General features: G+C 71.4%; 23 protein-coding genes. 9 read left to right on the top strand and 14 right to left on the bottom strand.

The features are described from left to right. Positions 1–9: 9 nt before the first annotated feature. Positions 10–285 (top strand): type II toxin-antitoxin system Phd/YefM family antitoxin, encoded by a 276-nt coding sequence (locus tag ACZ518_RS26420; RefSeq protein WP_469115487.1) that lies wholly within the window; start codon positions 10–12, stop codon positions 283–285. Next, positions 282–536 carry a Txe/YoeB family addiction module toxin gene (locus ACZ518_RS26425; protein ID WP_469115488.1) on the top strand — a complete coding sequence of 85 codons (255 nt, stop codon included), beginning with the start codon at positions 282–284 and terminating at the stop codon, positions 534–536. The genes ACZ518_RS26420 and ACZ518_RS26425 overlap by 4 nt, the downstream gene beginning before the upstream one ends. A 63-nt stretch (positions 537–599) precedes the next feature. On the opposite strand, the gene ACZ518_RS26430 is transcribed toward ACZ518_RS26425, so the two are convergent. The 3 genes from ACZ518_RS26430 to argS form a co-directional block, all read right to left on the bottom strand. Then, a complete protein-coding gene (locus tag ACZ518_RS26430) occupies positions 600–1397 on the bottom strand; it encodes a VOC family protein (protein WP_469115745.1) in 798 nt (265 codons plus the stop codon). Positions 1398–1535: 138 nt separating this feature from the next. Next, positions 1536–1976, bottom strand: a complete 441-nt coding sequence (locus ACZ518_RS26435; RefSeq protein ID WP_469115489.1) for a DUF3995 domain-containing protein — start codon at positions 1974–1976, stop codon at positions 1536–1538. Between the two features lie 141 nt (positions 1977–2117). Next, entirely contained in the window at positions 2118–3893 is a 1776-nt protein-coding gene (gene argS, locus ACZ518_RS26440; RefSeq protein WP_469115490.1) for an arginine--tRNA ligase, read from the bottom strand. A gap of 191 nt (positions 3894–4084) precedes the next feature. On the opposite strand from argS, the gene lysS reads away from it, so the two are divergent. Then, positions 4085–5827 carry a lysine--tRNA ligase gene (lysS, locus tag ACZ518_RS26445; protein WP_469115491.1) on the top strand — a complete coding sequence of 581 codons (1743 nt, stop codon included), beginning with the start codon at positions 4085–4087 and terminating at the stop codon, positions 5825–5827. 65 nt (positions 5828–5892) lie between these two features. Here lysS and ACZ518_RS26450 read toward each other — a convergent pair whose 3' ends face one another. From ACZ518_RS26450 to ACZ518_RS26460, 3 genes are all read right to left on the bottom strand, one after another. Further along, positions 5893–7251 (bottom strand): DUF2637 domain-containing protein, encoded by a 1359-nt coding sequence (locus tag ACZ518_RS26450; protein ID WP_469115492.1) that lies wholly within the window; start codon positions 7249–7251, stop codon positions 5893–5895. 98 nt (positions 7252–7349) lie between these two features. After that, positions 7350–8138, bottom strand: a complete 789-nt coding sequence (locus ACZ518_RS26455) for a DUF3558 family protein (RefSeq protein ID WP_469115493.1) — start codon at positions 8136–8138, stop codon at positions 7350–7352. Between the two features lie 134 nt (positions 8139–8272). Then, the gene (locus ACZ518_RS26460) at positions 8273–9154 is read right to left on the bottom strand and encodes a DUF3558 domain-containing protein (RefSeq protein WP_469115494.1); all 882 of its coding nucleotides are present in this window, start codon (positions 9152–9154) and stop codon (positions 8273–8275) included. Between the two features lie 207 nt (positions 9155–9361). On the opposite strand from ACZ518_RS26460, the gene ACZ518_RS26465 reads away from it, so the two are divergent. Continuing rightward, a complete protein-coding gene (locus tag ACZ518_RS26465; RefSeq protein WP_469115495.1) occupies positions 9362–10555 on the top strand; it encodes an RtcB family protein in 1194 nt (397 codons plus the stop codon). 78 nt (positions 10556–10633) lie between these two features. On the opposite strand, the gene ACZ518_RS26470 is transcribed toward ACZ518_RS26465, so the two are convergent. After that, the gene (locus ACZ518_RS26470; RefSeq protein WP_469115496.1) at positions 10634–11458 is read right to left on the bottom strand and encodes a hypothetical protein; all 825 of its coding nucleotides are present in this window, start codon (positions 11456–11458) and stop codon (positions 10634–10636) included. Between the two features lie 177 nt (positions 11459–11635). Continuing rightward, positions 11636–12220 carry a Uma2 family endonuclease gene (locus ACZ518_RS26475; RefSeq protein WP_469115497.1) on the bottom strand — a complete coding sequence of 195 codons (585 nt, stop codon included), beginning with the start codon at positions 12218–12220 and terminating at the stop codon, positions 11636–11638. Positions 12221–12382: 162 nt separating this feature from the next. Here ACZ518_RS26475 and ACZ518_RS26480 point away from each other — a divergent pair, with 162 nt between their 5' ends. Then, positions 12383–13057, top strand: coding sequence for a polysaccharide deacetylase family protein (locus ACZ518_RS26480; protein WP_469115498.1), 675 nt, complete (start codon positions 12383–12385; stop codon positions 13055–13057). Positions 13058–13063: 6 nt separating this feature from the next. On the opposite strand, the gene ACZ518_RS26485 is transcribed toward ACZ518_RS26480, so the two are convergent. Continuing rightward, the gene (locus tag ACZ518_RS26485) at positions 13064–13831 is read right to left on the bottom strand and encodes an SDR family NAD(P)-dependent oxidoreductase (protein ID WP_469115499.1); all 768 of its coding nucleotides are present in this window, start codon (positions 13829–13831) and stop codon (positions 13064–13066) included. Positions 13832–13922: 91 nt separating this feature from the next. Then, positions 13923–14255 (bottom strand): YnfA family protein, encoded by a 333-nt coding sequence (locus tag ACZ518_RS26490; RefSeq protein WP_468167459.1) that lies wholly within the window; start codon positions 14253–14255, stop codon positions 13923–13925. Positions 14256–14385: 130 nt separating this feature from the next. On the opposite strand from ACZ518_RS26490, the gene ACZ518_RS26495 reads away from it, so the two are divergent. After that, positions 14386–14868 (top strand): hypothetical protein, encoded by a 483-nt coding sequence (locus tag ACZ518_RS26495; protein WP_469115500.1) that lies wholly within the window; start codon positions 14386–14388, stop codon positions 14866–14868. A gap of 11 nt (positions 14869–14879) precedes the next feature. Here the strand turns inward: ACZ518_RS26495 and ACZ518_RS26500 are convergent, their stop codons facing one another. Then, positions 14880–15617, bottom strand: a complete 738-nt coding sequence (locus tag ACZ518_RS26500) for a Mut7-C RNAse domain-containing protein (protein ID WP_469115501.1) — start codon at positions 15615–15617, stop codon at positions 14880–14882. 50 nt (positions 15618–15667) lie between these two features. Then, positions 15668–16084 (bottom strand): winged helix-turn-helix transcriptional regulator, encoded by a 417-nt coding sequence (locus ACZ518_RS26505; protein ID WP_469115502.1) that lies wholly within the window; start codon positions 16082–16084, stop codon positions 15668–15670. A 168-nt stretch (positions 16085–16252) separates the two neighbouring features. Here ACZ518_RS26505 and ACZ518_RS26510 point away from each other — a divergent pair, with 168 nt between their 5' ends. Continuing rightward, complete coding sequence (locus ACZ518_RS26510) at positions 16253–17155, top strand: NADP-dependent oxidoreductase (RefSeq protein WP_469115746.1); 903 nt, start codon at positions 16253–16255, stop codon at positions 17153–17155. A gap of 53 nt (positions 17156–17208) precedes the next feature. Here ACZ518_RS26510 and ACZ518_RS26515 read toward each other — a convergent pair whose 3' ends face one another. Next, a complete protein-coding gene (locus ACZ518_RS26515; RefSeq protein WP_469115503.1) occupies positions 17209–17784 on the bottom strand; it encodes a TetR/AcrR family transcriptional regulator in 576 nt (191 codons plus the stop codon). 95 nt (positions 17785–17879) lie between these two features. Here ACZ518_RS26515 and ACZ518_RS26520 point away from each other — a divergent pair, with 95 nt between their 5' ends. Both ACZ518_RS26520 and ACZ518_RS26525 read left to right on the top strand, forming a co-directional pair. Next, a complete protein-coding gene (locus tag ACZ518_RS26520; protein ID WP_469115504.1) occupies positions 17880–18482 on the top strand; it encodes a DUF2867 domain-containing protein in 603 nt (200 codons plus the stop codon). A 221-nt stretch (positions 18483–18703) separates the two neighbouring features. After that, positions 18704–19606 (top strand): helix-turn-helix domain-containing protein, encoded by a 903-nt coding sequence (locus ACZ518_RS26525; RefSeq protein WP_469115505.1) that lies wholly within the window; start codon positions 18704–18706, stop codon positions 19604–19606. Positions 19607–19734: 128 nt separating this feature from the next. On the opposite strand, the gene ACZ518_RS26530 is transcribed toward ACZ518_RS26525, so the two are convergent. Continuing rightward, the gene (locus ACZ518_RS26530; RefSeq protein ID WP_469115506.1) at positions 19735–21498 is read right to left on the bottom strand and encodes an ice-binding family protein; all 1764 of its coding nucleotides are present in this window, start codon (positions 21496–21498) and stop codon (positions 19735–19737) included. Positions 21499–21971 lie beyond the last annotated feature (473 nt).

Here is a 21971-nt window from a genome sequence, read left to right on the forward strand (position 1 = left end):
GGTGAGCTCGTGTCGATCTCGGCGAACGAGGCCCGGCAGCGTTTCTACCCGCTGATCCGGCAGGTCAACGAGGACCATGTGCCCGTAGAGGTCACCTCCCGGGAGCACGGCGACGTGGTGATCATGTCCGCCGAGGACTTCCGGTCCTGGCAGGAGACCGTCTACCTGCTGCGCTCCCCGCGCAACGCGCAGATCCTCATGGAGTCCATCGCGGAACTGGACGCCGGCCACGGCCAGGCCAGGGAGCTGATCGGCGAGGACGACGAGGAAGGGTCCGCTGCGTGAAGGTCGTCTTCTCGGGGCGGGCCTGGGACCAGTACACCTACTGGGCGACGGCCGACCCGAAGGTCCTCAAGAGGATCAACCGCCTGATCACGGAGATCCAGCGCACGCCGTTCGAGGGGGCGGGCAAGCCGGAGCCGCTGAAGGAGAACCTGTCCGGGTGGTGGTCTCGGCGGACCACCGACGAGCACCGGCTGGTGTACCGGGTCAGGGACGGGGCCGTCGAGGTCGCTCAGGCCCGTTACCACTACTGAACCCGCGAGATGCGCGCCGCCCCGCGTGAAGGGGTGGCGCGCATCCACAGCCTGGGGACGAACCTAGGCCGGCTGCTCCGGCGTCGACGCCGTGATGACGGAGAACGCCCCGCCCTGCGGGTCGGCCAGCACCGCCATGCGGCCCGCGACCATGTCGAACGCCGGGGCCAGGACCGTCGCACCCGCGCGCACGGCCGCCGCCTGGACGTCGTCCACGCTGTCCACGTGGAAGTACGGCTGCCAGTGCGGCGGCACGCCCGGCGGCATCTTGCTCATGTCCATCATCCCGCCCACCGCGCGGTCGTTGACCTTGAACTCGACGTACCCCTCGGCGCCTTCCATCTCCGAACGCGCCGTCGTCACCGGCAGGATCGACGAGTAGAACGCCGACGCCGCCGCCAGGTCGGGGGTCGTGAGCTCGTTCCAGATCAGCGCGCCGTGCTCGTTGACGATGCCCGCCCCGTCGAACGTGCCGGGCTGCCACAGGCCGACGACGGCGCCCGTCGGGTCGGAGATCACGGCCATCCGGCCGAGGTCCATGACGTCCATCGGGCCCATCATGACCGTGCCGCCCGCGTCGGTGACGGACTTGAGCGTCGAGTCGATGCTGTCCGTCGACAGGTACGTCGTCCACACCGTCGGGGGCAGCGGGTCCGGCACCGTCCCGTCCGGGTTCATCGCCTTCATGATCCCGGCGACCGGCTTCCCCTTGAGGGTGCAGACGGAGTACCCGCCCGTCTCCGCCGGGCCGACCTCGCCCTGCCAGCCGAAGAGGTCGCAGTAGAAGTCGAGCGCCGCCTGCTGGTCGGGGACCATCAGGTCGATCCAGCACGGGGTGCCGGGCTTGTAGGGGCCGTTCATGTCGGGCACGGATGCCTCCGTCGGTGGTGCTGGGGCTGGACGGGCCATCCCCTACCCGGCCCCGGCGCCCGGAATCGGGCCGTACGGGTGACTCCCTGCGCACGCGCTCCCTGCACGCGCTCCCGGTGGCGGTGACCCTCAGCGCTCCCGCGCAAGCCGTCCCGCCGCCCATCCGAAGCCGAGGCACGCCGGCGTGTACACCGCGAGGTTGAGGGCGTAGAAGGGGCTGTCCGGCGGGCTGTCGAGGAGCCCGGCGGCCCAGCCCAGGCCCGCGACGCCGCGTACGGCCAGGCCCGCGGCCACCGCGCCCGTGACGGCCCGCGTCAGGCGGCCGCCGCGGCCGTACCCGTGCGCGAGCACCCCCGCCCCGGCGGCCAGCGTCAGCGCCGCCAGCGGCAGGACCACGCGCGGCCCGAAGGACACCTCCGTGCCGAGTACCGCCAGCGACAGGGCCCGCTCCCCGGAGGCGGGCCAGGTGGCGCCGGTGGCCCAGTACAGGTGGACGAGGCCGTCGGCCCCCAGCAGCCCCGCCACCGCGATCGCGGCCCGGCGCCGCGCCGTGCGCTCCATGCCGTTCATGTGTGTGATCCCCTCCGTCGTGCCGTGCCCTGACACACCGAAGAGGCCCGGCCCCGGGGGAACGTTCCCCGTGAGTTCCGCCCGTGCCGGGAAACGCGACGGCCCCCGGTGCGGGTGCACCGGGGGCCGTCGGGCGGGACGTCAGAGCTTCTCGGGGGTGCGGATGCCGAGGAGGGACATGCCCTTGGTCAGGGTGCGGGCGGTCAGGTCGCACAGGAACAGGCGGTTCTCGCCGACGACGAGCTCCGGCTCCGGCTTGATGACCGGGCACTGGTCGTAGAACGTCGTGAACAGCGAGGAGAGCTGGTACAGGTACGCGGCCAGCTTGTGCGGGGCGTAGTCCTCCGCCGCCTCCGCGATCAGCGCGCCGAACCCGTCCAGGTGCAGGCCGAGCGCGCGCTCGGTCGGGGCCAGCTCCAGCTCCGGGTGCGCGACCGGCTTGCGGTCGCCCGCCTTGCGCAGGATGGACCGGATGCGGGCGTACGCGTACTGGAGGTAGACGGAGGTGTCGCCGTTGAGCGAGACCATCTGGTCCAGGTCGAACTTGTAGTCGCGGGACGCGGACGTCGACAGGTCGGCGTACTTCACCGCGCCGATGCCCACGTACTGGCCGTTCTCGACGATCTCCGCTTCCGTCAGACCCACCTTCATGGCCTTCTCGCGGACCACGGCCGTGGCCCGGTCCACCGCCTCGTCCAGGAGGTCGACCAGCCGGACCGTCTCGCCCTCACGGGTCTTGAACGGCTTGCCGTCCTTGCCGAGGACGGTGCCGAAGGCCAGCTGCACGGCCTTGACCTCGTCGTTCAGCCAGCCGGCCCGGCGGGCCGTCTCGAAGACCATCTTGAAGTGCAGCGACTGCCGCGCGTCCACCACGTAGATCAGGCTGGTGGCCGCCAGGTCGGAGACGCGGTTGCGGATCGCGGAGAGGTCGGTGGCGGCGTAGCCGAAGCCGCCGTCGGACTTCTGGACGATCAGCGGGGTCGGGTTGCCGTCCGGGCCCTTGTACTCGTCGAAGAACACGCACAGCGCGCCGTTGGAGCGGACGGCGACGCCCGACTCCTCCAGCAGCTTGCAGGTCTCGGCCAGCATGTCGTTGTAGCCGGACTCGCCGACGACGTCGGGGTCCTGGATGTCCATGTCCAGCTTGTTGAAGACGGAGTAGAAGTAGATCTTCGACTCGTCGACGAACCGCTGCCACAGCGCCAGGGTCTCCGGGTCGCCCGCCTGGAGGTCCACCACCCGGGCCCGGGCGCGCGTCTTGAACTCCTCGTCGGAGTCGAAGAGGGCGCGCGAGGCCTTGTAGAGGCGGTTGAGGTTGGACATGGCCTCTTCGCCGGAGGCCTCGCCCGCGTCCCCGGCCTTGTGGTCCAGCTCGTGCGGGTGCTCCAGCAGGTACTGGATGAGCATGCCGAACTGGGTGCCCCAGTCGCCGATGTGGTGGCGGCGGATGACCTTCTCGCCGGTGAACTCCAGGATCTCCACCATCGCCGCGCCGATCACGGCGGACCGCAGGTGGCCGACGTGCATCTCCTTGGCCACGTTCGGCTGCGCGTAGTCGATCACCGAGGTGCCGGCGGACGCGCTCAGCGGCACGCCGAGCCGGTCGTCGGCCGCGCGGGCGGCCAGCGTCCTGATGATCGCCTCGTCGGAGACGGTGATGTTGAGGAAGCCGGGGCCGGAGACCTCGACGTCCTTGATCACACCGCCCTTGTCCAGGCCTTCGAGGACGGTCGCGGCCAGCTCGCGCGGGTTGGCCTTGGCCTTCTTCGCGAGCGCCAGGATGCCGTTGGCCTGGAAGTCGGCCCGGTCGCTTCGTCGCAGCAGCGGGTCGGCGGCACCGGCCTCCGGCAGGGCGGAGGCGAGGGCGTCCGAGACGCGCTGTTCGACGGAAGAAGCGAGGGAAGGGACCGAGGCCATGAGCTGCCGTTCCTGTGAGGTTGCACGTGCGCGTGCACTTGGTTGTTCCGACAAGTGCCGAGTATCCCACGCGGAGGCTGCCCGTTTCCCGGGATATGGGGGCGCGTATCAGTGGGCGGAAGCAACCCCGGAGTGGCCCCTTCCGTCTGGGAGAATGGCCGTAGCCAGCATTCGAGATAGAAGGACGTGTCGTGGCTCAGAGCGCGCAGAGCAGCAGCACAGAGACCGACTGGGTCTCCCGTTTCGCGGACGAGGTCATCGCCGAGGCGGAGCGCCGAGCCCCCGGCAAAGCCATTGTCGTCGCGTCCGGACTCTCCCCGTCCGGCCCGATCCACCTGGGCAACCTGCGCGAGGTCATGACCCCGCACCTGGTCGCGGACGAGATCCGCCGCCGGGGCCACGAGGTCCGCCACCTCATCTCCTGGGACGACTACGACCGCTACCGGAAGGTCCCCAAGGGCATCCCCGGTGTCACCGAGGAGTCCCACGCCCAGCACATCGGCCGCCCGCTGACCGCCGTGCCCGCGCCCGAGGGTTCCCCGTACGCGAACTGGGCCGAGCACTTCAAGGCCGCCATGGTCGCCTCCCTGGCCGAGCTGGGCGTCGAGTACGACCCCATCAGCCAGACCGAGCAGTACACCTCCGGCGCCTACCGCGAGCAGGTGCTGTTCGCGATGAAGCACCGCGGCGACATCGACGCCGTCCTCGACCAGTACCGCACCAAGCAGAAGCCGGGCGGCAAGAAGCCCCAGCAGAAGCAGGTCGACGAGGCCGAGCTCGAAGCGGCCGAGGGCTCCGGCGCGGCCGCCGAGGACGACGGCAGCGCCGAGGGCGCGGAGTACTTCCCGTACAAGCCGTACTGCGGCGAGTGCGGCAAGGACTTCACCAAGGTCACCTCGTACGACGACGAGACGACCGAGATGACCTACGTCTGCACCGAGGACCAGTACACCGAGACGGTCAAGCTCAGCGAGTTCAACCGCGGCAAGCTCGTCTGGAAGGTCGACTGGCCGATGCGCTGGGCCTTCGAGGGCGTGGTCTTCGAGCCCTCCGGCGTCGACCACTCCTCGCCCGGCTCGTCCTTCCAGGTCGGCGGCCAGATCGTGCACATCTTCGGCGGCGAGCAGCCGATCGGCCCGATGTACGCGTTCGTCGGCATCAGCGGCATGGCGAAGATGTCCTCCAGCAAGGGCGGGGTCCCGACCCCGGCCGACGCGCTGAAGATCATGGAGCCGCAGCTGCTGCGCTGGCTGTACGCCCGCCGCCGCCCGAACCAGTCCTTCAAGATCGCCTTCGACCAGGAGATCCAGCGGCTCTACGACGAGTGGGACAAGCTGGAGGCCAAGGTCGCGGACGGCTCCGTGCTGCCCGCCGACGCGGCCGCGCACAGCCGCGCCGTACGGGTCGCCTCCCACGACCTGCCCCGGACCCCGCGTCCCATGCCGTACCGCACCCTCGCGTCGGTCGTCGACATCACTGCCGGGCACGACGAGCAGACCCTGCGGATCCTCTCCGACCTGGACCCGTCGCAGCCGCTGACCTCCCTCGACGAGGTACGGCCGCGCCTGGACCGCGCGGAGAACTGGATCACCACCCAGGTCCCGGCCGACCAGCGCACCCTGGTCCGCGAGGACGCCGACACCGAGCTGCTGTCCTCCCTGGACGAGGCCGGACGCGAGTCCCTGCGGCTGCTGCTGGAGGGCCTCGACTCGCACTGGTCGCTGGACGGGCTCACCACCCTCGTCTACGGCGTCCCGAAGGTGATGGCCGGGCTGGAGCCCGACGCCAAGCCGACGCCCGAGCTGAAGGTCGCCCAGCGCGAGTTCTTCGCCCTGCTGTACCGCCTGCTCGTCACCCGGGAGACCGGCCCGCGCCTGCCCACGCTGCTGCTGGCGGTCGGGGCGGAGCGGGTGCGCAAGCTGCTCGCCGCCTGATCCTGTGGACATGAGGAAGGGCCCGCACCCCCGGGGGTGCGGGCCCTTCCTCATGTCCGTGCCGCCTACGCGATGTGCTCGCTCTCCAGGTCGCGCTGGTAGCGCTGCTTGAGCGCGGGCATCAGCCGCTTGAGCTCGGCCTCGCTGCGCGGGTGCGTCTCCCCGAGGCGGGCGGACAGGTGCTTGTCCAGCTCGTCCGGCTCCGGGAACTGGGAGTACTTGTCGATGTACGCCCGGAAGACCTCGTACGCGGCCTCCGCGAACTTCTCCTCCTCGGCGCCGCCGTCCTGCTCCGGCTCCCCCGGCTCCAGCTGCTCCGGCTCCGGCTGCTGTTCCTCCGGACCGGCCGGGGCCATGACCGGGGCCGGCTCCGGGCCCTCGACGTACTGGGGGTTGTAGTCGCCCTGGTACGTGGCCTGCGGCGCCCGCGGCCCCGCGAACCAGGCGCTGTCGTGCGCGGCCGGCATGGCCGTCGGGTCCACCGCGAAGGGCGCGGGCGCGGCCGCGCCGGCCTGCCGGGGCTGCGGGGCGCGCGGCTGGGGCAGCGGCTGCGGCTGCGGCTGAGCCTGCGCCTGCGGGTCTGCGTCGGCGTCGGGGTCGGCGTCGGCCGGCTCCGCACCGGCGGCCGGTACGAGCGGCTCCGCCGCCCCGGCCGGAGCAGCCGGCAGGGCCGGGGCCGCCGGGCCGCCCGGGGTGACCGCGGCCGGCGCCGCCGTCACCGGGGGCAGCAGCACCGGGTCGATGCCCGCCGCCGCCAGCCCCTCGGGGGCCGTCTGCGACAGCGGCACGCCGATCCGGGCCAGCCGCAGCGGCATCAGCGCCTCCACCGGCGCCTTCCGCCGCCACGCCCGCCCGTACCTGGCCTGGAGCCGCGCCTGGTAGATCAGCCGGTCCTGCTCCATGCCGACGGCCTGCTCGTAGGAGCGCAGCTCCCACAGCTTCATCCGGCGCCACAGCTTGAAGGTGGGCACGGGGGAGAGGAGCCAGCGGGTGATCCGCACGCCCTCCATGTGCCGGTCCGCGGTGATGTCCGCGATCCGGCCCACGGCGTGCCGGGCCGCCTCGACGGTCACCACGAACAGCACCGGGATGACCGCGTGCATGCCCACGCCCAGCGGGTCGGGCCAGGCCGCCGCGCCGTTGAACGCGATCGTCGCCGCCGTCAGCAGCCACGCCGTCTGGCGCAGCAGGGGGAACGGGATGCGGATCCACGTCAGCAGCAGGTCCAGCGCCAGCAGGACGCAGATGCCCGCGTCGATGCCGATCGGGAACACCAGCGAGAAGCTGCCGAAGCCTTTCTTCAGGGCCAGCGCGCGGACCGCGGCGTACGAACCCGCGAAACCGATGGCCGCGATGACCACGGCCCCGGCGACCACGACACCGATGAGTATCCGGTGCGTACGAGTCAGCTGCATCGCGGCCACCCGCGGTCCCCTCCCGTTGTCGAGCTACGGCAGGCACAGCGTACGGGTGACTGCGCGTCACCCGTGCCCTAGGCCCCCTCTTGTCGAAGGGATCGTCGCTACGACTGCGCCGACGGGGAAGCGGAAGCCGAAGCGGAATCCGACGGAGCCGCGCCCTCACCGGTGTTGGCGGCGCCGATCGCGGCCACCGTCTCCTTGGCCGCGGTGATCGCGTTCTGGAGCAGCTTGTCCTGGTCGGGGGCGCCGGCGCCCTCGTAGGCGGCACCGTTGTAGTCGACGGTGACGACCACGTTCTGGGCGCGGACCACGATCGAGTTGTTGGCGAAGTCGACGTCCTTCTTCACGCCGAAGACCACGGAGGTGGCCGCGTCGCCGACGCCCTCGGCCGGCTCGGCCTTGACGTCGTGGGCGCCCTCGGTGGTCTTCGCCAGCTCGATCTGCTTGTTGTACTGCTCCTCCGCGCGCTTGTTGCCGCTGCCGAGCGAGGCGTGCGAGTCGTAGCGGACCAGGGAGACGGAGAGCCAGCGGTACTGCGAGCCCTTCGCGCCGTCCGTCTTGAGGCCGTTCCAGGAGCAGCTGGCGCGGTTGGACAGGTCGTTCGACTTGGCCGCGGTGCCGTTCTTTTCCTTCGCCTCGGGCACGAGCGAGTCGATGCTCTTGCCGGTCACGGCCTTGCACGGGTCGGGCAGCTTCGCGAAGGCCACCTTCTCCAGCGGGGCCGCGGACTTCGCGCTCGGCTTGGCGGACGAGGAGGAATCGGACTTCTTGCCGGAGTCCTTGCCACCCGAGGACTTGCCCGAGTCGGACGAGCAGCCGGCGACGGTGAGGATCACCGGGACGGCTGCGCAGGCGAGAACGCGGGTGAGGCGCGAGGCTGATCGGTGCATGGTTCCTTCAGACGTTGGGGTCTTCTTCGGGGCGCGTTGCGGGCGCTGGACCCGAGCAACGGTAGCCCGAGCGGGCGCCCGCCTGCTGTGCGCGCCGTCACGCAGGGCGTGCGCGCCCCCTTGGGGCGGCGCTGTCACTCGTTGAAACGCTCGGCCAGGGCCTGCGCCAACTGGCGTGCCTTGTCCTGCGTTTCCGCACTCGGCGGGACCGAGCCCGGTCCGGACGGCTGGACGCTGTACTCGACGGTGACGAGGACGTTCGAGGTGCGGAACACGATCCGCACCGTCCGCGCCTGGGCGGCGGTGGCGCCGGCCGCGCTGAGCTTGTCGTCGAGGAACGCCTCGCTGCCGAGCCCCTCCAGGACGCGCGAGCCGAGCTCGGGCGGAGCGGTCGGGGAGGGCGGCGCGGACGGCGAAGCGGAACCGGGAGCGGAGGCGGCCGGGGAGGGTGCGGTGCTGCCGCCGGGGGTGGCGGCGGGGGGCGCGCTGGGGCTCGTACTCGTATTCGTACTGTTACCGGCGCTCGGTGCGGAACCGGGCGTCGGGCTGCCGGTCGGTCCGGGGAAGGGCAGCTTCGCGGCGGTCAGCAGGCGCACGTACACCTGGCGGGCCTTGTCGTCGTCGCTCGTCGTGGCGCGGTCGTACGAGACCACGCGCTCGAAGGTGACGGACAGCAGCAGGTTCCCCTCGGGGGTCTGCGCGTTCCAACGGCAGCCGACGTGCCGGTCCCCGTCGTAGGAGGGGTCCGCGGTCCCGGCGTAGAGCCGTTCGCGCTGCTCGGTGGTGAGGGAGTCGGCGGCCGGCAGCATGGCCTTGAGCCGCTTGGGATCGGCGGCCTTGCAGGGCTGCGGCAGGCTGCGGTACTTGCCGGGCTGCGCGGGCGCGGCCGTGCTCCCGCCGCCCTTCGGGTCGCTGGTCCCGATGCCGTTGCCGTCGGTGCAGCCGGTGAGCCCGGCGGCTCCGGCCACGAGCGCGGTGAGCATCGCGATGCCCGGCAGGGCTCGGCGACGACGCACCGGCATCCGGTGTACCGGCATTGGGTCCACGTCCACTGGCTCCCCTGGCTCCCTCGGGAAAATCCGTTGCCGCGACTTGGGCACGGATGGACACAATGTCTATCGCACACGCACGTGCCGGCGCCGGTTCCCTGTCTGCTTTGGGGTGATGAGCGCGGCTTTTCGCGTATTCATACTTTTCTGCGGATTTCAGGGGATTGTTGTCTTATGACGTATGTAGAGGTGCCCGGGGCGAAGGTCCCGATCCGGATGTGGACCGATCCGGCGTCGGTCGAGGACAGCGCGATGCGGCAGCTCCAGAACACGGCCGGGCTGCCCTGGATCAAGGGCCTGGCCGTGATGCCGGACGTGCACTACGGCAAGGGCGCCACGGTCGGCTCGGTCATCGCGATGAAGGACGCGGTCTGTCCGGCGGCGGTCGGCGTCGACATCGGCTGCGGCATGTCGGCGGTCAAGACGTCGCTGACGGCGAACGACCTCCCGGGGGACCTCTCGAAGCTGCGCTCGCGCATCGAGCAGGCGATTCCGGTGGGTGCGGGGATGCACCGCGAGCCGGTGGACCCGTCGCGGCTGTACGGCTTCTCGGAGGCGGGGTTCGGGGACCTGTGGGAGCGCTTCGACTACCTCGTGGACGAGGTCAAGTTCCGGCGGGACCGGGCGCTGAGGCAGACCGGAACCCTCGGCTCCGGGAATCACTTCATTGAAGTTTCAATCGACATCTCGGGGGCTGTGTGGCTCATGCTGCACTCCGGCTCCCGCGGCATCGGCAACGAGCTCGCCGCGCACCACATCGGCGTGGCGCGGGGGCTGTCGCACAACCAGAACCTCGTCGACCGGGACCTCGCGGTGTTCCTCGCGGCGACCCCGGAGATGGACGCGTACCGCAGCGACCTCTTCTGGGCGCAGGAGTACGCGAAGTACAACCGCGCGGCGATGATGAGCCTGCTCAAGGAGGTCGTCCGCAAGGAGTTCCGGAAGGCGAAGGTCTCCTTCGAGCGGGAGATCAGCTGCCACCACAACTACGTGGCGGAGGAGCGGTACGACGGCATGGACCTGCTGGTCACCCGCAAGGGCGCGATCCGCGCCGGCAGCGGCGAGTACGGGATCATCCCGGGCTCGATGGGCACGGGCTCGTACATCGTGAAGGGGCTCGGGAACGAGAAGGCCTTCAACTCCGCCTCGCACGGCGCGGGCCGCAGGATGAGCCGGACGGCGGCGAAGAAGCGGTTCACCGCACGCGACCTGGCGGAGCAGACGCAGGGCGTGGAGTGCCGGAAGGACTCGGGCGTCGTGGACGAGATCCCGGGGGCGTACAAGTCGATCGAGCAGGTCATCGACCAGCAGACGGACCTGGTGCAGGTCGTGGCGAAGCTCAAGGCCGTGGTCTGCGTGAAGGGCTGAACGCACCGTGCCGTGCCCGGAGGGATCCGGGCACGGCACGCGTGTTCTGCTCAGGGGCGCCCTTGCGGGGCGGTGGCGCTAGCTGATCTTCGAGAGGCCCTTGTCCGTCTGCGGGCCGACGGCGCTCGGCTCCAGCGGGGCGTTCCTGTTGAGGGGCGGCGGCGGGGGCGTGCCCGGCTGGGGGACTGCCGGGCTCCAGACGACCGGATTCGGGCACACGAGCCGGTCCGGCTCGCCCCGGTCCACGCGGCATTCCGTTTCGAAGACGGTTCCGGAGGTGGTGAGCACCTCGACGATGACGCGGTTGGAGGTCTCGGCGATGGTGACACCGCAGGGGTTCGCCGGGAAGTTCGTGGAGCCGGTGGTGAGGTTGTACCAGGTGTAGGCGGGGGTGACCGGGTTCGGCGCGTTGAAGTCGTAGACACCCGCGTACACGATGCCGTTGGACAGGACGGCCTTGTACTTGACCTCTGCCTCGTCCCACGAGGTGGAGATGCCGGCGCAGACCCCGGGGGCGCCAGGAGCACCGGGGGCGCCCGGGGTGCCGGGCAGGCCGTCGCGGCCGTCACGGCCGTCGCGGCCGTTCAGGCCGGGTGCGCCGGGGGCTCCCGGAGGTCCGGGCGGGCCGACCTTCCCTTCGCACTTGTCCTTGCGGGGGCTGGCCCCACCCTTGACCTCGGGCTCGTAGTCGTCGTTGTCCTTTTCCTTGTCCTTGCCCTTGCAGTCGCTGCCGGCCTCCACCGCGGCGACCGTGGCCGACGTCGGCGCTCCGGTGTCAGCCTGTGCGGGGGTGGCGAGGCCGAGCAGCGCGATGGCCATCGTGGCCACCGCACCGCCGGCGAGCCACTTGCTCTGCCGGGGCAGCGGGCCCATGCGGGACGGTGTCCTTGTCTCAGGACTCATGTGTGGTGCTCCTCGTGGGAACCGGGGGTCTGGCCTTGAGGCGTTGGCGGCCTCTGTCCCGCATGGTTCGCCCGCCGGAGCCCGTACGACGCGAGGCGCGAGGTCTGATCATCAGATAGGCGTCACAAATGGCGCCGATCGGCGGAGCCGCCGCCCCCGGGTTCTCGGCGGCCCGCGTCAGGCTTCGTCCCCGTCGAGGAGGCGGTCCACGGACAGTTCGAGGCTGATGCCGATGGACTCGGGGAGCGGGACGGACGTGCCGCGCTTGAAATGCTTGCGACACCGGTATTCGCCACCCCGCGGGTCGGTGTGGAGGACGACCTCGTCGTGGCGGCGGTCGGCCACCAGGTAGACGGGAATGCCGGCCTGGGCGTAGCAGTCGACCTTGGTGCCGAGGTCGTCGGACCAGTTGGACGAGGTCACCTCTACCACCAGACGGAAGACGTGGGGGGCGTAGCAGTTCTTCGAGATGTGGGCGTCGCGGTAGTCGGAGTCCAGGACCGAAAAGTCCGGGATGGCGTAGTCGTCAGGCCCCGAAGGCAGCCAGAGCCCGATGGCTTGCAGGTATTTGATCCCGGCCTGCCGTGCCCCGGCTGTGAAGAACTCCTCGCCGAGCCACATCAAGGACTCGGCGTGTGGCCCGTCGGCGGGTGGTGTCACGGTGAGCCTTCCCTGGAGGATCTCCACTCGGTGCCCGGGAAGCTCCTTGGAGAGTCGATCGGCGGCGTCCGCGATCGTGATCTCGCGCTGTATCACGGCCATAGCTTCCTCCTTTTCGTGACCCATGCTTTCGGAGCGTATCGGGGCCCGTCGGCAATGCGTACGGATTCACCCATACGGACCAGAAGGGGCTTGCGGGGGTGCAACTTCCGCTTGCGGGAGGGGGATTGACGGCGGGAGATGGTCTAGACCAAGGTGTGCGCCATGTGGAGAACTCGTGTGCTTGTCGCCGCGCTCGCGTCGTTGTCGCTCGCCCTCGGGGCCGCCGGGTCCGCCCAGGCCGGGGTGGGGCTGCCGCCCGTGGTGTCGCACGTGCCGACTCAGGAGAAGGTCGTCTTCATCACCATCGACGACGGCTGGAACCACGACCCCGAGGCCGCCCGGATCCTGTCCGAGAAGCGGGTGCCGGTGTCGATGTTCCTGCTCCCCGGGGCGACCTCGTACGACACCGCCTACTTCACCGGCCTGCTCGACCAGGGCCGGGCCACCGTCGAGAACCACACCGTCAACCACCCCGACCTGACCACCCTCGACGCCGCCGGGAAGGACGCCGAGGTGTGCGGGGCCGGGGAGCAGCTGGAGGCGGCCTTCGGGCGGACGCCGAAGCTGCTGCGCCCGCCGTACGGGGCGGTCAACGACGACGTGCGGCTCGCGGCGAAGGCCTGCGGGGTGAAGGCGCTGGTCACCTGGACGCACGACTTCACCACCTGGGGCCAGACCCCGCCCACCCCGCAGCTGAAGGCGGGGGACATCGTGCTGCTGCACTTCACGCCGACGCTGGCCGCGGACCTCCAGCGGGCCCTGGACGCGGCGAAGGCCGCCGGGCTGAAGCCCGCGGCCCTGATGCCGCACCTGAAGAGCGCCGGGCTGGTTCTCTAGCGGCGGCTACAGCTCGCGGTGGACCTTCGTGTTCGAGGCCTGGGCGCGGGGGCGGACCACCAGCAGGTCGATGTTGACGTGGCTGGGGCGCGTCACCGCCCAGGTGATCGTGTCGGCCACGTCGTCGGCGGAGAGGGGCTCCGCGACGCCCTCGTAGACCTTCTCGGCCTTGGCGGCGTCGCCGCGGAAGCGGGTCTTCGCGAACTCCTCGGTCTTGACCATGCCGGGCGCGATCTCGATGACGCGGACGGGCTGGCCGACGATCTCCAGGCGGAGGGTCTCGGCCAGGACGCGGGCGCCGTTCTTGGCGGCGACGTAGCCCGCGCCGCCCTCGTAGGTGGAGTGGCCGGCGGTGGAGGAGAGCACGACGACGGTGCCGTCGCCGGAGGCGATGAGGGCGGGCAGCAGCGCCTGGGTGAGGTTGAGGGTGCCGATGACGTTGACCTCGTACATCGTGCGCCAGTCGGCCGGGTCGCCGGTGGCGACGGGCTCGGCGCCGATGGCTCCGCCGGCGTTGTTGACGAGTACGTCGCAGCGCTCCAGGGAGGCGGCGAAGGCGTCGACGGCGGGGCGGTCGGTGACGTCGAGGGCGTGGGCGGTGGCCTCGTGGCCGGCTTCGGCGATCTCGGCGGCGAGCGCCTCGATGCGGTCCTTGCGGCGGGCGGTGAGGACGACGTGGTAGCCGGCGGCGGCGAGCTGCCGGGCGGTGGCCGCGCCGATTCCGCTGCTCGCGCCGGTGACTACGGCGGTTCGGGTGGCCGGGCGCGTGCTCATGGGCGGGGCTCCTCGTGGGGTCGCGGGGTCGCGGGGGTCGCCCGCCGGTTCGGTCGTTCGTACGGGCGAATCTCCGTCAGCATAGGCCGGGTCAGCGGCGCGGCGCGTACATGATCACGGCCATCCCGGCGAGGCAGACGAGCGCGCCGGCCACGTCCCAGCGGTCGGGCCGGTAGCCGTCGGCGACCACGCCCCACAGCAGGGACCCGGCGACGAAGACCCCGCCGTAGGCCGCGAGGACGCGGGCGAAGTCACCCTGCGGCTGGAGGGTGGCGACGAATCCGTACAGGCCGAGGGCGATGACCCCGGCGCCGGCCCAGGCCCAGCCCCTGTGCTCCCGCACGCCCTGCCAGACCAGCCAGGCGCCCCCGATCTCCAGGAGGGCGGCGAGGGCGAAGAGGGCGGCGGAGCGGGCGATCAGCATGGCGCGAAGCCTACGCACGGGGGCGGGGCGGGGCCGCGGGGCGAATGGCGGACGGCTCGCCCTCATTCGTGTGATGGTCCGATCAACGGGTGGGCGGGGTGGCTACGGTCCGCGCGAGGAGGTGGTGGCGGTGCGCCGTGGTGCCGTACGCAGTGTGGTGGTGGCGGGCTTGCTGGTGCTGTGCGGGGCAGGGCCGGCGGGTGCCCGGCCGGGGCCGGACGAGGAGGCCGACGTGGCCGACGTGGCCTACCACGGACGGGTCCAGCTGGCACACGGGCAGCTGAAGGTGTGGATGGTGCCGCAGAACGAGGGTCCGGCCGAGGTGCCGAACGCGACCGTGCGGGTGCGGCTGTCCGCGGACCTCGCCGACCGGCACGCGCTGTCCGAGGGGTGCGCGCGGGTGGGCCGGCGGGAGGTGGTGTGCGAGACGGGCACACTGCCGCGGCACGGGCGGGGACGCCACATCGCGCTGCTGCTCGGGCTGCGGGAGCGGCCGGCGGAGGTCGCGGTGCGGATCGACACCCTGTGGGACGGGGGCGCGACCGACCGCAACCACGCCAACAACGAGCACGTGGTACTGGCGTTGGACACGGGCGACCCGTACGCCTTCTGAACCGAACGGGGTCAGACGGTGGCGCCGTTGCCGAACTCGGCCACGGCGTCGCCGACGATCCGCTCCAGGCGGGAGTGGTGGGCGCCGCGCCAGTAGACGCGCTCGCAGTCGGTGCACTGGGCGAAGACGTCGTACGAGCGCTGCGTGCCGTGCTCCAGCCGGTCGCCCACGCTGTCCTTGTCCGCTTCCCGGAGCGGGCCGTTGCAGGCGGTGCAGCGGGTCCAGGGCGCCAGCTCGGGGGCGAACCGTCCGAGGACGTCGCGCAGTTGGTCGTCGGGGTTGTCGCTGTAGACGTACGCGCCGGCGAAGATCTCGCGGCGGCGCAGCAGTCCGCGGTCGCGGGAGAGCAGGACGCGCTGCTCGGCGGCGGAGCGGGTGGCGAGGGCGGGGTCGCCGATGTCCTCGTTCTCGTAGGCCGCGTCGACGCCGAGCAGGCGCAGCCGGCGGGCGAGGGTGCCGAGGTGGACGTCGAGGAGGAAGCGCAGCGGGGCGCCGGTGACCTGCTGGGGCCGTTCGATGCCGAACACCTCGACCGATTCGCCGGCTCGGGGCACGTACGAGACGGTGACCTCCTGCCCGTCCACGAGCAGCCGGCCCACTTCGGTGAGGGGGACGCCGGCGGATTCGACGACGTGTCCGAGGCTGGAGGCGCCGTCGGTGGCGGTCGGTACGCGGTCGACGCGCCGACTGGGCGGGGCGAAGAGGCGCAGCTCGGGCGCGAGGGTGAGGTGGATGCCGGGACCGTTCACGGTCCCAGCATGCCATTGGGGGCCGGGGCGGCGGGCCGAATTTCGGGGGTTCAGGCGGTGGCGGCGGCCTCGTCGTAGGCCTCGCGGTGGGCGCTGACCTCGTCGAAGTGGTTCTCGGCCCACTGTTTGACGGAGGAGAGGAGACAGCCGAGGCTGCCGCCGAGTTCGGTGAGGCGGTAGTCGACGCGGACGGGGACGGTCGCGGTGACGGTGCGGGTGACGATGCCGTCGCGTTCGAGGGAACGGAGGGTCTGGGTCAGCATCTTCTGGCTGACGCCGGGGATCTTGCGGCCGAGTTCGCTGTAGCGCATGGAGCCGTGCTCGGCCTGGCCGAGGGCGCTGAGGACGAGGCCGACCCACTTGTCGCTGATGCGGGCCAGGAGCTGGCTGGTGGGGCACTCCTTGACGAAGGCGTCGTAGGCGGCGCGGGCCTCCTCGCGGAGGGCGGCGGCGGTGCGGGTGGCCATGGGTGCCCACTTCCGGGTCGGGTACGCACTCCGGAGTGCGTACTTACGAAAAGAGAGTACCTCTCCATAAGTTAGTGGTCATCGGGAACGGCCGAAGGGCCGAACGACACCAACGGGGAGAGAACGATGAGCGAGCAGCAGACCCAGACCCAGACCCAGGCCCGGACCATGCGGGCGGCGGTCGTCAGCACCTTCGGCGGGCCGGAGCGGGTGGAACTGGCCGAGGTGGCGGTTCCGGAGCCGGGGGCCGGCCAGGTCCGGATCCGGGTCCGGGCCGCCGGGGTGAACCCGGTCGACGGCGCCGTCCGCGCGGGCGTCTTCGGCGGGGCCGGGCAGCGGCTCGGGCTCGGCTGGGACGTGGCGGGCGAGATCGACGCGGTCGGCGCCGGCGTGGACGGCTGGACGGAGGGCCGCCGGGTGGTCGGCCTGCACTACGGCCCGGTGAAGCCGCTCGGCACGCACGCCGAGTACGCGGTGCTCGACGCCTCGGCGGTGGCGGCGGCCCCGGAGTCGGTGGACGACGCGGCCGCGGCGGTGTTGCCGCTGAGCGGCCTGACGGCGGCCCGGGCCGTGGACCTGCTGGGGCTCGCCCCGGGCGACTCGGTGCTGATCACCGGCGCGGCCGGCGTGGTCGGCGGCCTCGCGGTGCAGCTGGCGGCGCGGGCGGGGCTGGTGGTGACGGCGCTGGCGGGCGCGGGGGACGAGGAGTTCGTGCGCTCGCTCGGCGCGGCGGAGTTCACGGCCCGGGGTTCGGCGCCGGCCGGTCCGGTGGACGGGGTGCTGGACACGGCGGTGCTGGGCGCTCCGGCGCTGGCCTTCGTCCGCGACGGCGGCGCGTACGTCGGCCTCATCCCGGGTGCGGCGCCGGCCGCGGAGCGGGGGATCCGGGTGGCGGAGCAGGAGGTCGCCCCTGACGGCGCGCTGCTGGGCCGGCTGTCCGCCCTGGTGGACGCGGGCGCGCTGACGCTCCGCGTGGCGGACTCCTTCCCCCTCGCGGAGGCCGCGAAGGCCCACGAAGCCCTGGCCGTCCCGGGCACCCGGGGCCGCGTGGTCCTGGCCGTCCGTTCCTGACGCGCCGCGCCCCTTCTTGACGCGCCCCAGCGCCGCACCGCGCGAGCGGCGCGTCAAGAAGGGGAAGGCGGGCGCAGGAGCCAGTGGCGGGTGAGTGCCGCCATCTCGGCGGGACTGCGGCCGCCGTGGTCGACGGCCATGAACTGTGCGCCGATCCGCAGCGAGAACATCATCAGGCAGCGGACCTCGACGTCGTCCGGGTCGGGGCAGAACGCCCCGAACAGCCCGCGCAGGTAGTCCATCCGGCGGTTGTCGACGCGGCGCAGCCGCGCCGCGACGGCCGGGTCGCGGCGGGCCCAGTCGCGGACGGCCAGGTCGACGGTGGTGCCCCGCACCGGGCCGTCGGCCGACTCGGCGACGAAGGTGAACAGCCGGTCCAGCCTGGCGCGCGCGTCGCCGCCGCCGCTCTCGATCCGCTCGATCACCGCGTCCGCGACCTCGTGCTCCCACGTGTCGAGCATCTCCTCCAGCAGCGCGTCCCGGTTGCGGAAGTACCCGTAGAAGCCGCCCTTGCTGACGCCGAGGGCCTGGGCGAGCCCTTCGATCCGTACGGCCTCCGGGCCGCCGGCGGCGAGGGCGCGCAGGCCCTCTTCGATCCACTTGCCGCGGGGGGTGCGGGCGGTGGCCATGGTGTGTCTCCCGTCACGCGCCGGTGATCTATACGCATCCGTATAAACAGGCCTAGCCTTATCTGTACGGCATCGTATAGATGAGGGGCACTCGCATGAAACTCCCCAGCACCGCCCACACCTCCCGGCCCTGGCGCATCCACGAGATCGCCGGTGACTTCCAGCTGGAGGACGTCTGGGCACTGCCGACACCGGGCGGCCCGGACGACCTCGCGTGGCTGGTGGCCCAGTTCGCCGAGGGCCGGGGCGAGGCGTCCGGCATCTCCTCCCCGCTGTACCGGATCCTCTTCGCCATCCGCTGGAAGCTCGGCGCGCTGCTGGGCTGGGACGAGCCGGGCGGCGGCGTCGGAGGCCGGGTGGACTCGCTGCGGAAGCGGCTGCCGGCCGACCTCGCCGAGGGCCTGCGGGGGCCCGACCTGGAGGGCCACCCCTTCACCTCCGTCTACCTGACGCACGACGAGTGGGCCGCGGAGATGGGCAACAAGACCGTGCACGGGGTGATGCACATCGGCTGGGTCCCGGACGGCCTCGGCGGCTACCGCGGCCAGATGGCCGTCCTGGTCAAGCCCAACGGCCTGTTCGGCGCCGCGTACATGGCCGCGATCAAGCCCTTCCGGTACATCGGGGTGTACCCGGCGCTGGTCAAGGCGATCGGCCGCACGTGGCAGGAGAACGCTGCCGCGCGCGGCGAGGCCTGAAGGTCCCGGGGGGCGGCATATTGCGCAGAAATTCATCGGAACGGGGCTCGTCGCGGTTGCTGCGCGGTCTGCAATTCGTATGGATGGGAATTTACGAAATTCAGGCCGCTCTGCGCCCGGCGCGAACCAATTGAACGACACGTGGTCAAGGCGGATCCACGTGCCCTGGCCATGGCAATCTGCTTGCCAGCGCAAGGGTTTCGAGCGGAGGTACACGGCCCGTGGGTGTCAATGTCAATCCCACCGTCAGCAGGCGCAGACTGGGATCGGAGCTCCGTCGGCTCCGGGAGATGAAGGGCATGACGACGCCGCAGGTGGCGGAGAGCCTGCTGATCTCCCAGCCCAAGATCAGTCTCATGGAGAACGGCCGTCGCCTCATCAAGCCGCGAGACGTGCGCGATCTCTGCGGGCTGTACGGAGTCCAGGACCAGCGGATTGTAGACCAGTTGATGCGGCTGGCCAGGGAATCGGGGCAGCAGGGCTGGTGGAATTCCTACGGCGATATCCCGTACGGCGCCTACATCGGCCTGGAGGCCGAGGCCGCAGCGATCCGGTGCTTCGAGCCCCTGGTGATCCCCGGCCTGCTGCAGACCCCCGCCTACGCTCGGGCGGTCATCGCAGGAACGATCCCTCAGGCCACCGCCGAACAGGCCGCCATGCGTCTCCAGGTGCGGCTGCGGCGCCAGCGCCGACTGGGCGTCCCGGAGAATCCGCTGCGCTTATGGGCCGTGCTGGACGAGTCGGCACTGCGGCGCCTCGTAGGCAGCCGCGAGGTCATGCGCGAGCAACTGGAGCATCTGACCCACCTCGGAGCCCAGCCGCACATCACCGTGCAGGTCCTCCCCCACGACGCGGGGGCGCATCCCGGTGTCTCCGGACAGTTCGCGCTGCTGGAGTTCGCCGACGCTACCGACGTGAGCGTGGTGTATTTGGAAAGGTTCACCAGCGATCTCTATTTGGAGAAACGATCCGACGTCAGGATCTACAGCGATATGTATGCCCACCTGCAGGCCCAGGCACTGAGCCCGGACAGTACCCGTCACTTCATCGACGAAGCCATCAAGCTGTATGTCGCCACGGAATCCTGGGGAGACGCCCGCACGCCCTCCCCGCCGAAGCCGTGAGCGTCGTGCGGTACGCGTCCTGAGACAGAGGACCGAGCCCCTGGACGACGTGTCCAGGGGCTCGGCTTCGGGCACTGTCGAGACCGATCGGTCAGAGGCGCGAGGCTGTCACACCGGCCTCGTGCCGGCTAGTGCTGTCGACGAGCCGTACCTCGGCGGGTTCTCTTCATCGCGAAGACCGCCGAGCCTCCGACGAATACCAGGGCGGCTGCGGAAGCGGCCATGACGCCGGTCCCGCTGCTCGTGCTGGTAGTGGCGAGGCCGGGCGACGCCGGCTTCGGCTGCCGGGCCGTGGCGGCGCTCACGTGGGCGAAGTTGACGTTCTTGGCCGCCTGGCCGGGAAGCATGTGGCCCAGGGCGTCGTCCAGGCCGCCCGGCAGGAAGTCGGCCCACGGGGGCTTGCCCTGGTCGTGGTCGTCGGGACCGTGGCCGGGCTTGCCCTGGTCGTGGTCGTCGGGACCGTGGCCGGGCTTGCCCTGGTCGTGGTCGTCGGGACCGTGACCCTGCTCGCCCTCACCCTCATCGTCGTGGTCGTGGTCGTAGTCGTCGCGACCATGTTCGCCCTCGTCGCCGCCGTCGTGGTGGCCGTGATGGCCGTGGTCGTGATCGCCAGAGTCACCCTTCTCGCCCTTGTCGCCGCGAGGGCCCTTGGGTCCTGCGGGTCCGGTGGGTCCGGTGGGTCCGGCGGGTCCGGTGGGTCCGGCAGAACCGGTGGGTCCGGCGGGTCCGGTGGGTCCGGCAGAACCGGTGGGTCCGGCGGGTCCGGCGGGTCCGGCAGAACCGGTGGGTCCGGCGGGTCCGGCGGGTCCGGCAGAACCGGTGGGTCCGGCAGGTCCGGCGGGTCCGGGTGCGCCGTCGGGTCCGGGTGCACCGTCGGGTCCGGGTGCGCCGGGGCTACCGGTGGGTCCGGCAGGTCCGGCAGGTCCGGCAGGTCCGGCAGGTCCGGAGGGTCCGGGTGCGCCGTCGGGTCCGGGTGCGCCGTCGGGTCCGGGTGCGCCGGGGCTGCCGGTGGGACCGGGCGAGCCCGTCGGTCCGGGCGGCCCGGCCGGGCCGGTCGGGCCGGGAGACCCGGTGGGGCCGGGGCTGCCGGTGGGGCCGGGAGGTCCGGGCGGGCCGGAAGGTCCGGGCGGGCCGGCGGCGCAGGTCGGCCTCGTAATGGTGTTGTTGTCCATCGTGACCGCGGCCTCACGCGCCAGGGCGCGGCCTTCGATCACGGCGCTGTTGTTCAGCGTGATGGACTGCAGGGCCAGGATGGTGCCCTTGAACTGGGTGGTCGTGCCGAGGGTGGCGGAGCTGCCCACCTGCCAGAACACGTTGCAGGCATTTGCTCCGTTGATGAACTCCACGGCACTTGAGGAAGCCGTGGTCAGGGTCGAGGGGATCCGGAAGATGAAGACGGAGTTGGGGTCGTTCTTGCCGTCGAGCGTGACCGTCCCGGTGAGCTGGATGAACGACGGGGCCGTGTAGACGCCGGGCGCCAGCGTCAGTCCGCCGATCTCGGACGATGCGAGCACGGTCCCGGGCCCCCGGCCCGCCGCGTCGTCGTAGGCGACGACGAGGTCGGACTTCGCCTGAGCGGCGGCGGCGTTGGGGGCGACGCGAATCACTCCGTTGACGATGCCGGGAGGGAAGCCGGTCACCGACGTGCCCGGATAGAGCCCCAGGTCACCGTTGATGACCGTGTCGTTCGTGTTGGTGACCGTAGAGCCGGCCAGGACCCCGTAACTGGCGGTGGTCCCCAGCAGCACGGGGGCTTCTGCGGCGTGGGCGACGGTCGGGATCAGGGTGGCCGCTAGGAGCGCTGTGGGGAGCAGGGCGAAGGCCCCCCGTTTGAGCAGTTTGCGGTGGGGGCTTGTGTCGGGTGGAGCCGACCGGATGGCGTCCAATGCCATGGCAGGACCTTTCTTGTTGCTTCGGGTCTCAGTCCCCCGTAGGAGGATCCCGAGCGCCCGCGACGATGGCTGCTGAGGGCCGCAGGCCCCCTATCGGCGCCGGTGCGAAGGCTCACCCCGAGCGGGAGCCGCAGACCGTCCCTTCCAGAGATGTGATGCGCCGTCACGTGAGAGTATTTACGCATATTTCCCAGCAATAGACCGCAAATCGGAAAAAATGGTCTGCATGAGTGACGCGACGTCAGGAACCCGTGTGCGTTGAACGGCCATGCAAATCTGTTGGGTCGTCAGAGCGGAGCGCGTCGGACGTGTCCGAGAGGCCCGCCGCCGCTACCTCGACGGGCAGCAGCGCAAGGAGAACTTCGGGACCGGGGCGGCGGCCGGCAGCCGGGCCGCCGAGGTCGACGCCGAGCTGCGGCACGGCCCGTACGTCGTCCTCAGCGCGACCGAGGAGATGCCGCGCCGGCTACGCG

The organism is Streptomyces sp. NPDC033966 (genome assembly GCF_055575955.1).

What these genes read in the sequence shown, in the direction of transcription:
- ACZ518_RS26430 (WP_469115745.1), bottom strand. Translation starts at nt 1,397, where the DNA reads ATGAACGGCCCCTACAAGCCCGGCACCCCGTGCTGGATCGACCTGATG.
- ACZ518_RS26435 (WP_469115489.1), bottom strand. Translation starts at nt 1,976, where the DNA reads ATGAACGGCATGGAGCGCACGGCGCGGCGCCGGGCCGCGATCGCGGTG.
- argS (WP_469115490.1), bottom strand. Translation starts at nt 3,893, where the DNA reads ATGGCCTCGGTCCCTTCCCTCGCTTCTTCCGTCGAACAGCGCGTCTCG.
- ACZ518_RS26455 (WP_469115493.1), bottom strand. Translation starts at nt 8,138, where the DNA reads ATGCACCGATCAGCCTCGCGCCTCACCCGCGTTCTCGCCTGCGCAGCC.
- ACZ518_RS26465 (WP_469115495.1), top strand. Translation starts at nt 9,362, where the DNA reads ATGACGTATGTAGAGGTGCCCGGGGCGAAGGTCCCGATCCGGATGTGG.
- ACZ518_RS26470 (WP_469115496.1), bottom strand. Translation starts at nt 11,458, where the DNA reads ATGAGTCCTGAGACAAGGACACCGTCCCGCATGGGCCCGCTGCCCCGG.
- ACZ518_RS26475 (WP_469115497.1), bottom strand. Translation starts at nt 12,220, where the DNA reads ATGGCCGTGATACAGCGCGAGATCACGATCGCGGACGCCGCCGATCGA.
- ACZ518_RS26480 (WP_469115498.1), top strand. Translation starts at nt 12,383, where the DNA reads ATGTGGAGAACTCGTGTGCTTGTCGCCGCGCTCGCGTCGTTGTCGCTC.
- ACZ518_RS26485 (WP_469115499.1), bottom strand. Translation starts at nt 13,831, where the DNA reads ATGAGCACGCGCCCGGCCACCCGAACCGCCGTAGTCACCGGCGCGAGC.
- ACZ518_RS26490 (WP_468167459.1), bottom strand. Translation starts at nt 14,255, where the DNA reads ATGCTGATCGCCCGCTCCGCCGCCCTCTTCGCCCTCGCCGCCCTCCTG.
- ACZ518_RS26505 (WP_469115502.1), bottom strand. Translation starts at nt 16,084, where the DNA reads ATGGCCACCCGCACCGCCGCCGCCCTCCGCGAGGAGGCCCGCGCCGCC.
- ACZ518_RS26510 (WP_469115746.1), top strand. Translation starts at nt 16,253, where the DNA reads ATGCGGGCGGCGGTCGTCAGCACCTTCGGCGGGCCGGAGCGGGTGGAA.
- ACZ518_RS26515 (WP_469115503.1), bottom strand. Translation starts at nt 17,784, where the DNA reads ATGGCCACCGCCCGCACCCCCCGCGGCAAGTGGATCGAAGAGGGCCTG.
- ACZ518_RS26520 (WP_469115504.1), top strand. Translation starts at nt 17,880, where the DNA reads ATGAAACTCCCCAGCACCGCCCACACCTCCCGGCCCTGGCGCATCCAC.
- ACZ518_RS26530 (WP_469115506.1), bottom strand. Translation starts at nt 21,498, where the DNA reads ATGGCATTGGACGCCATCCGGTCGGCTCCACCCGACACAAGCCCCCAC.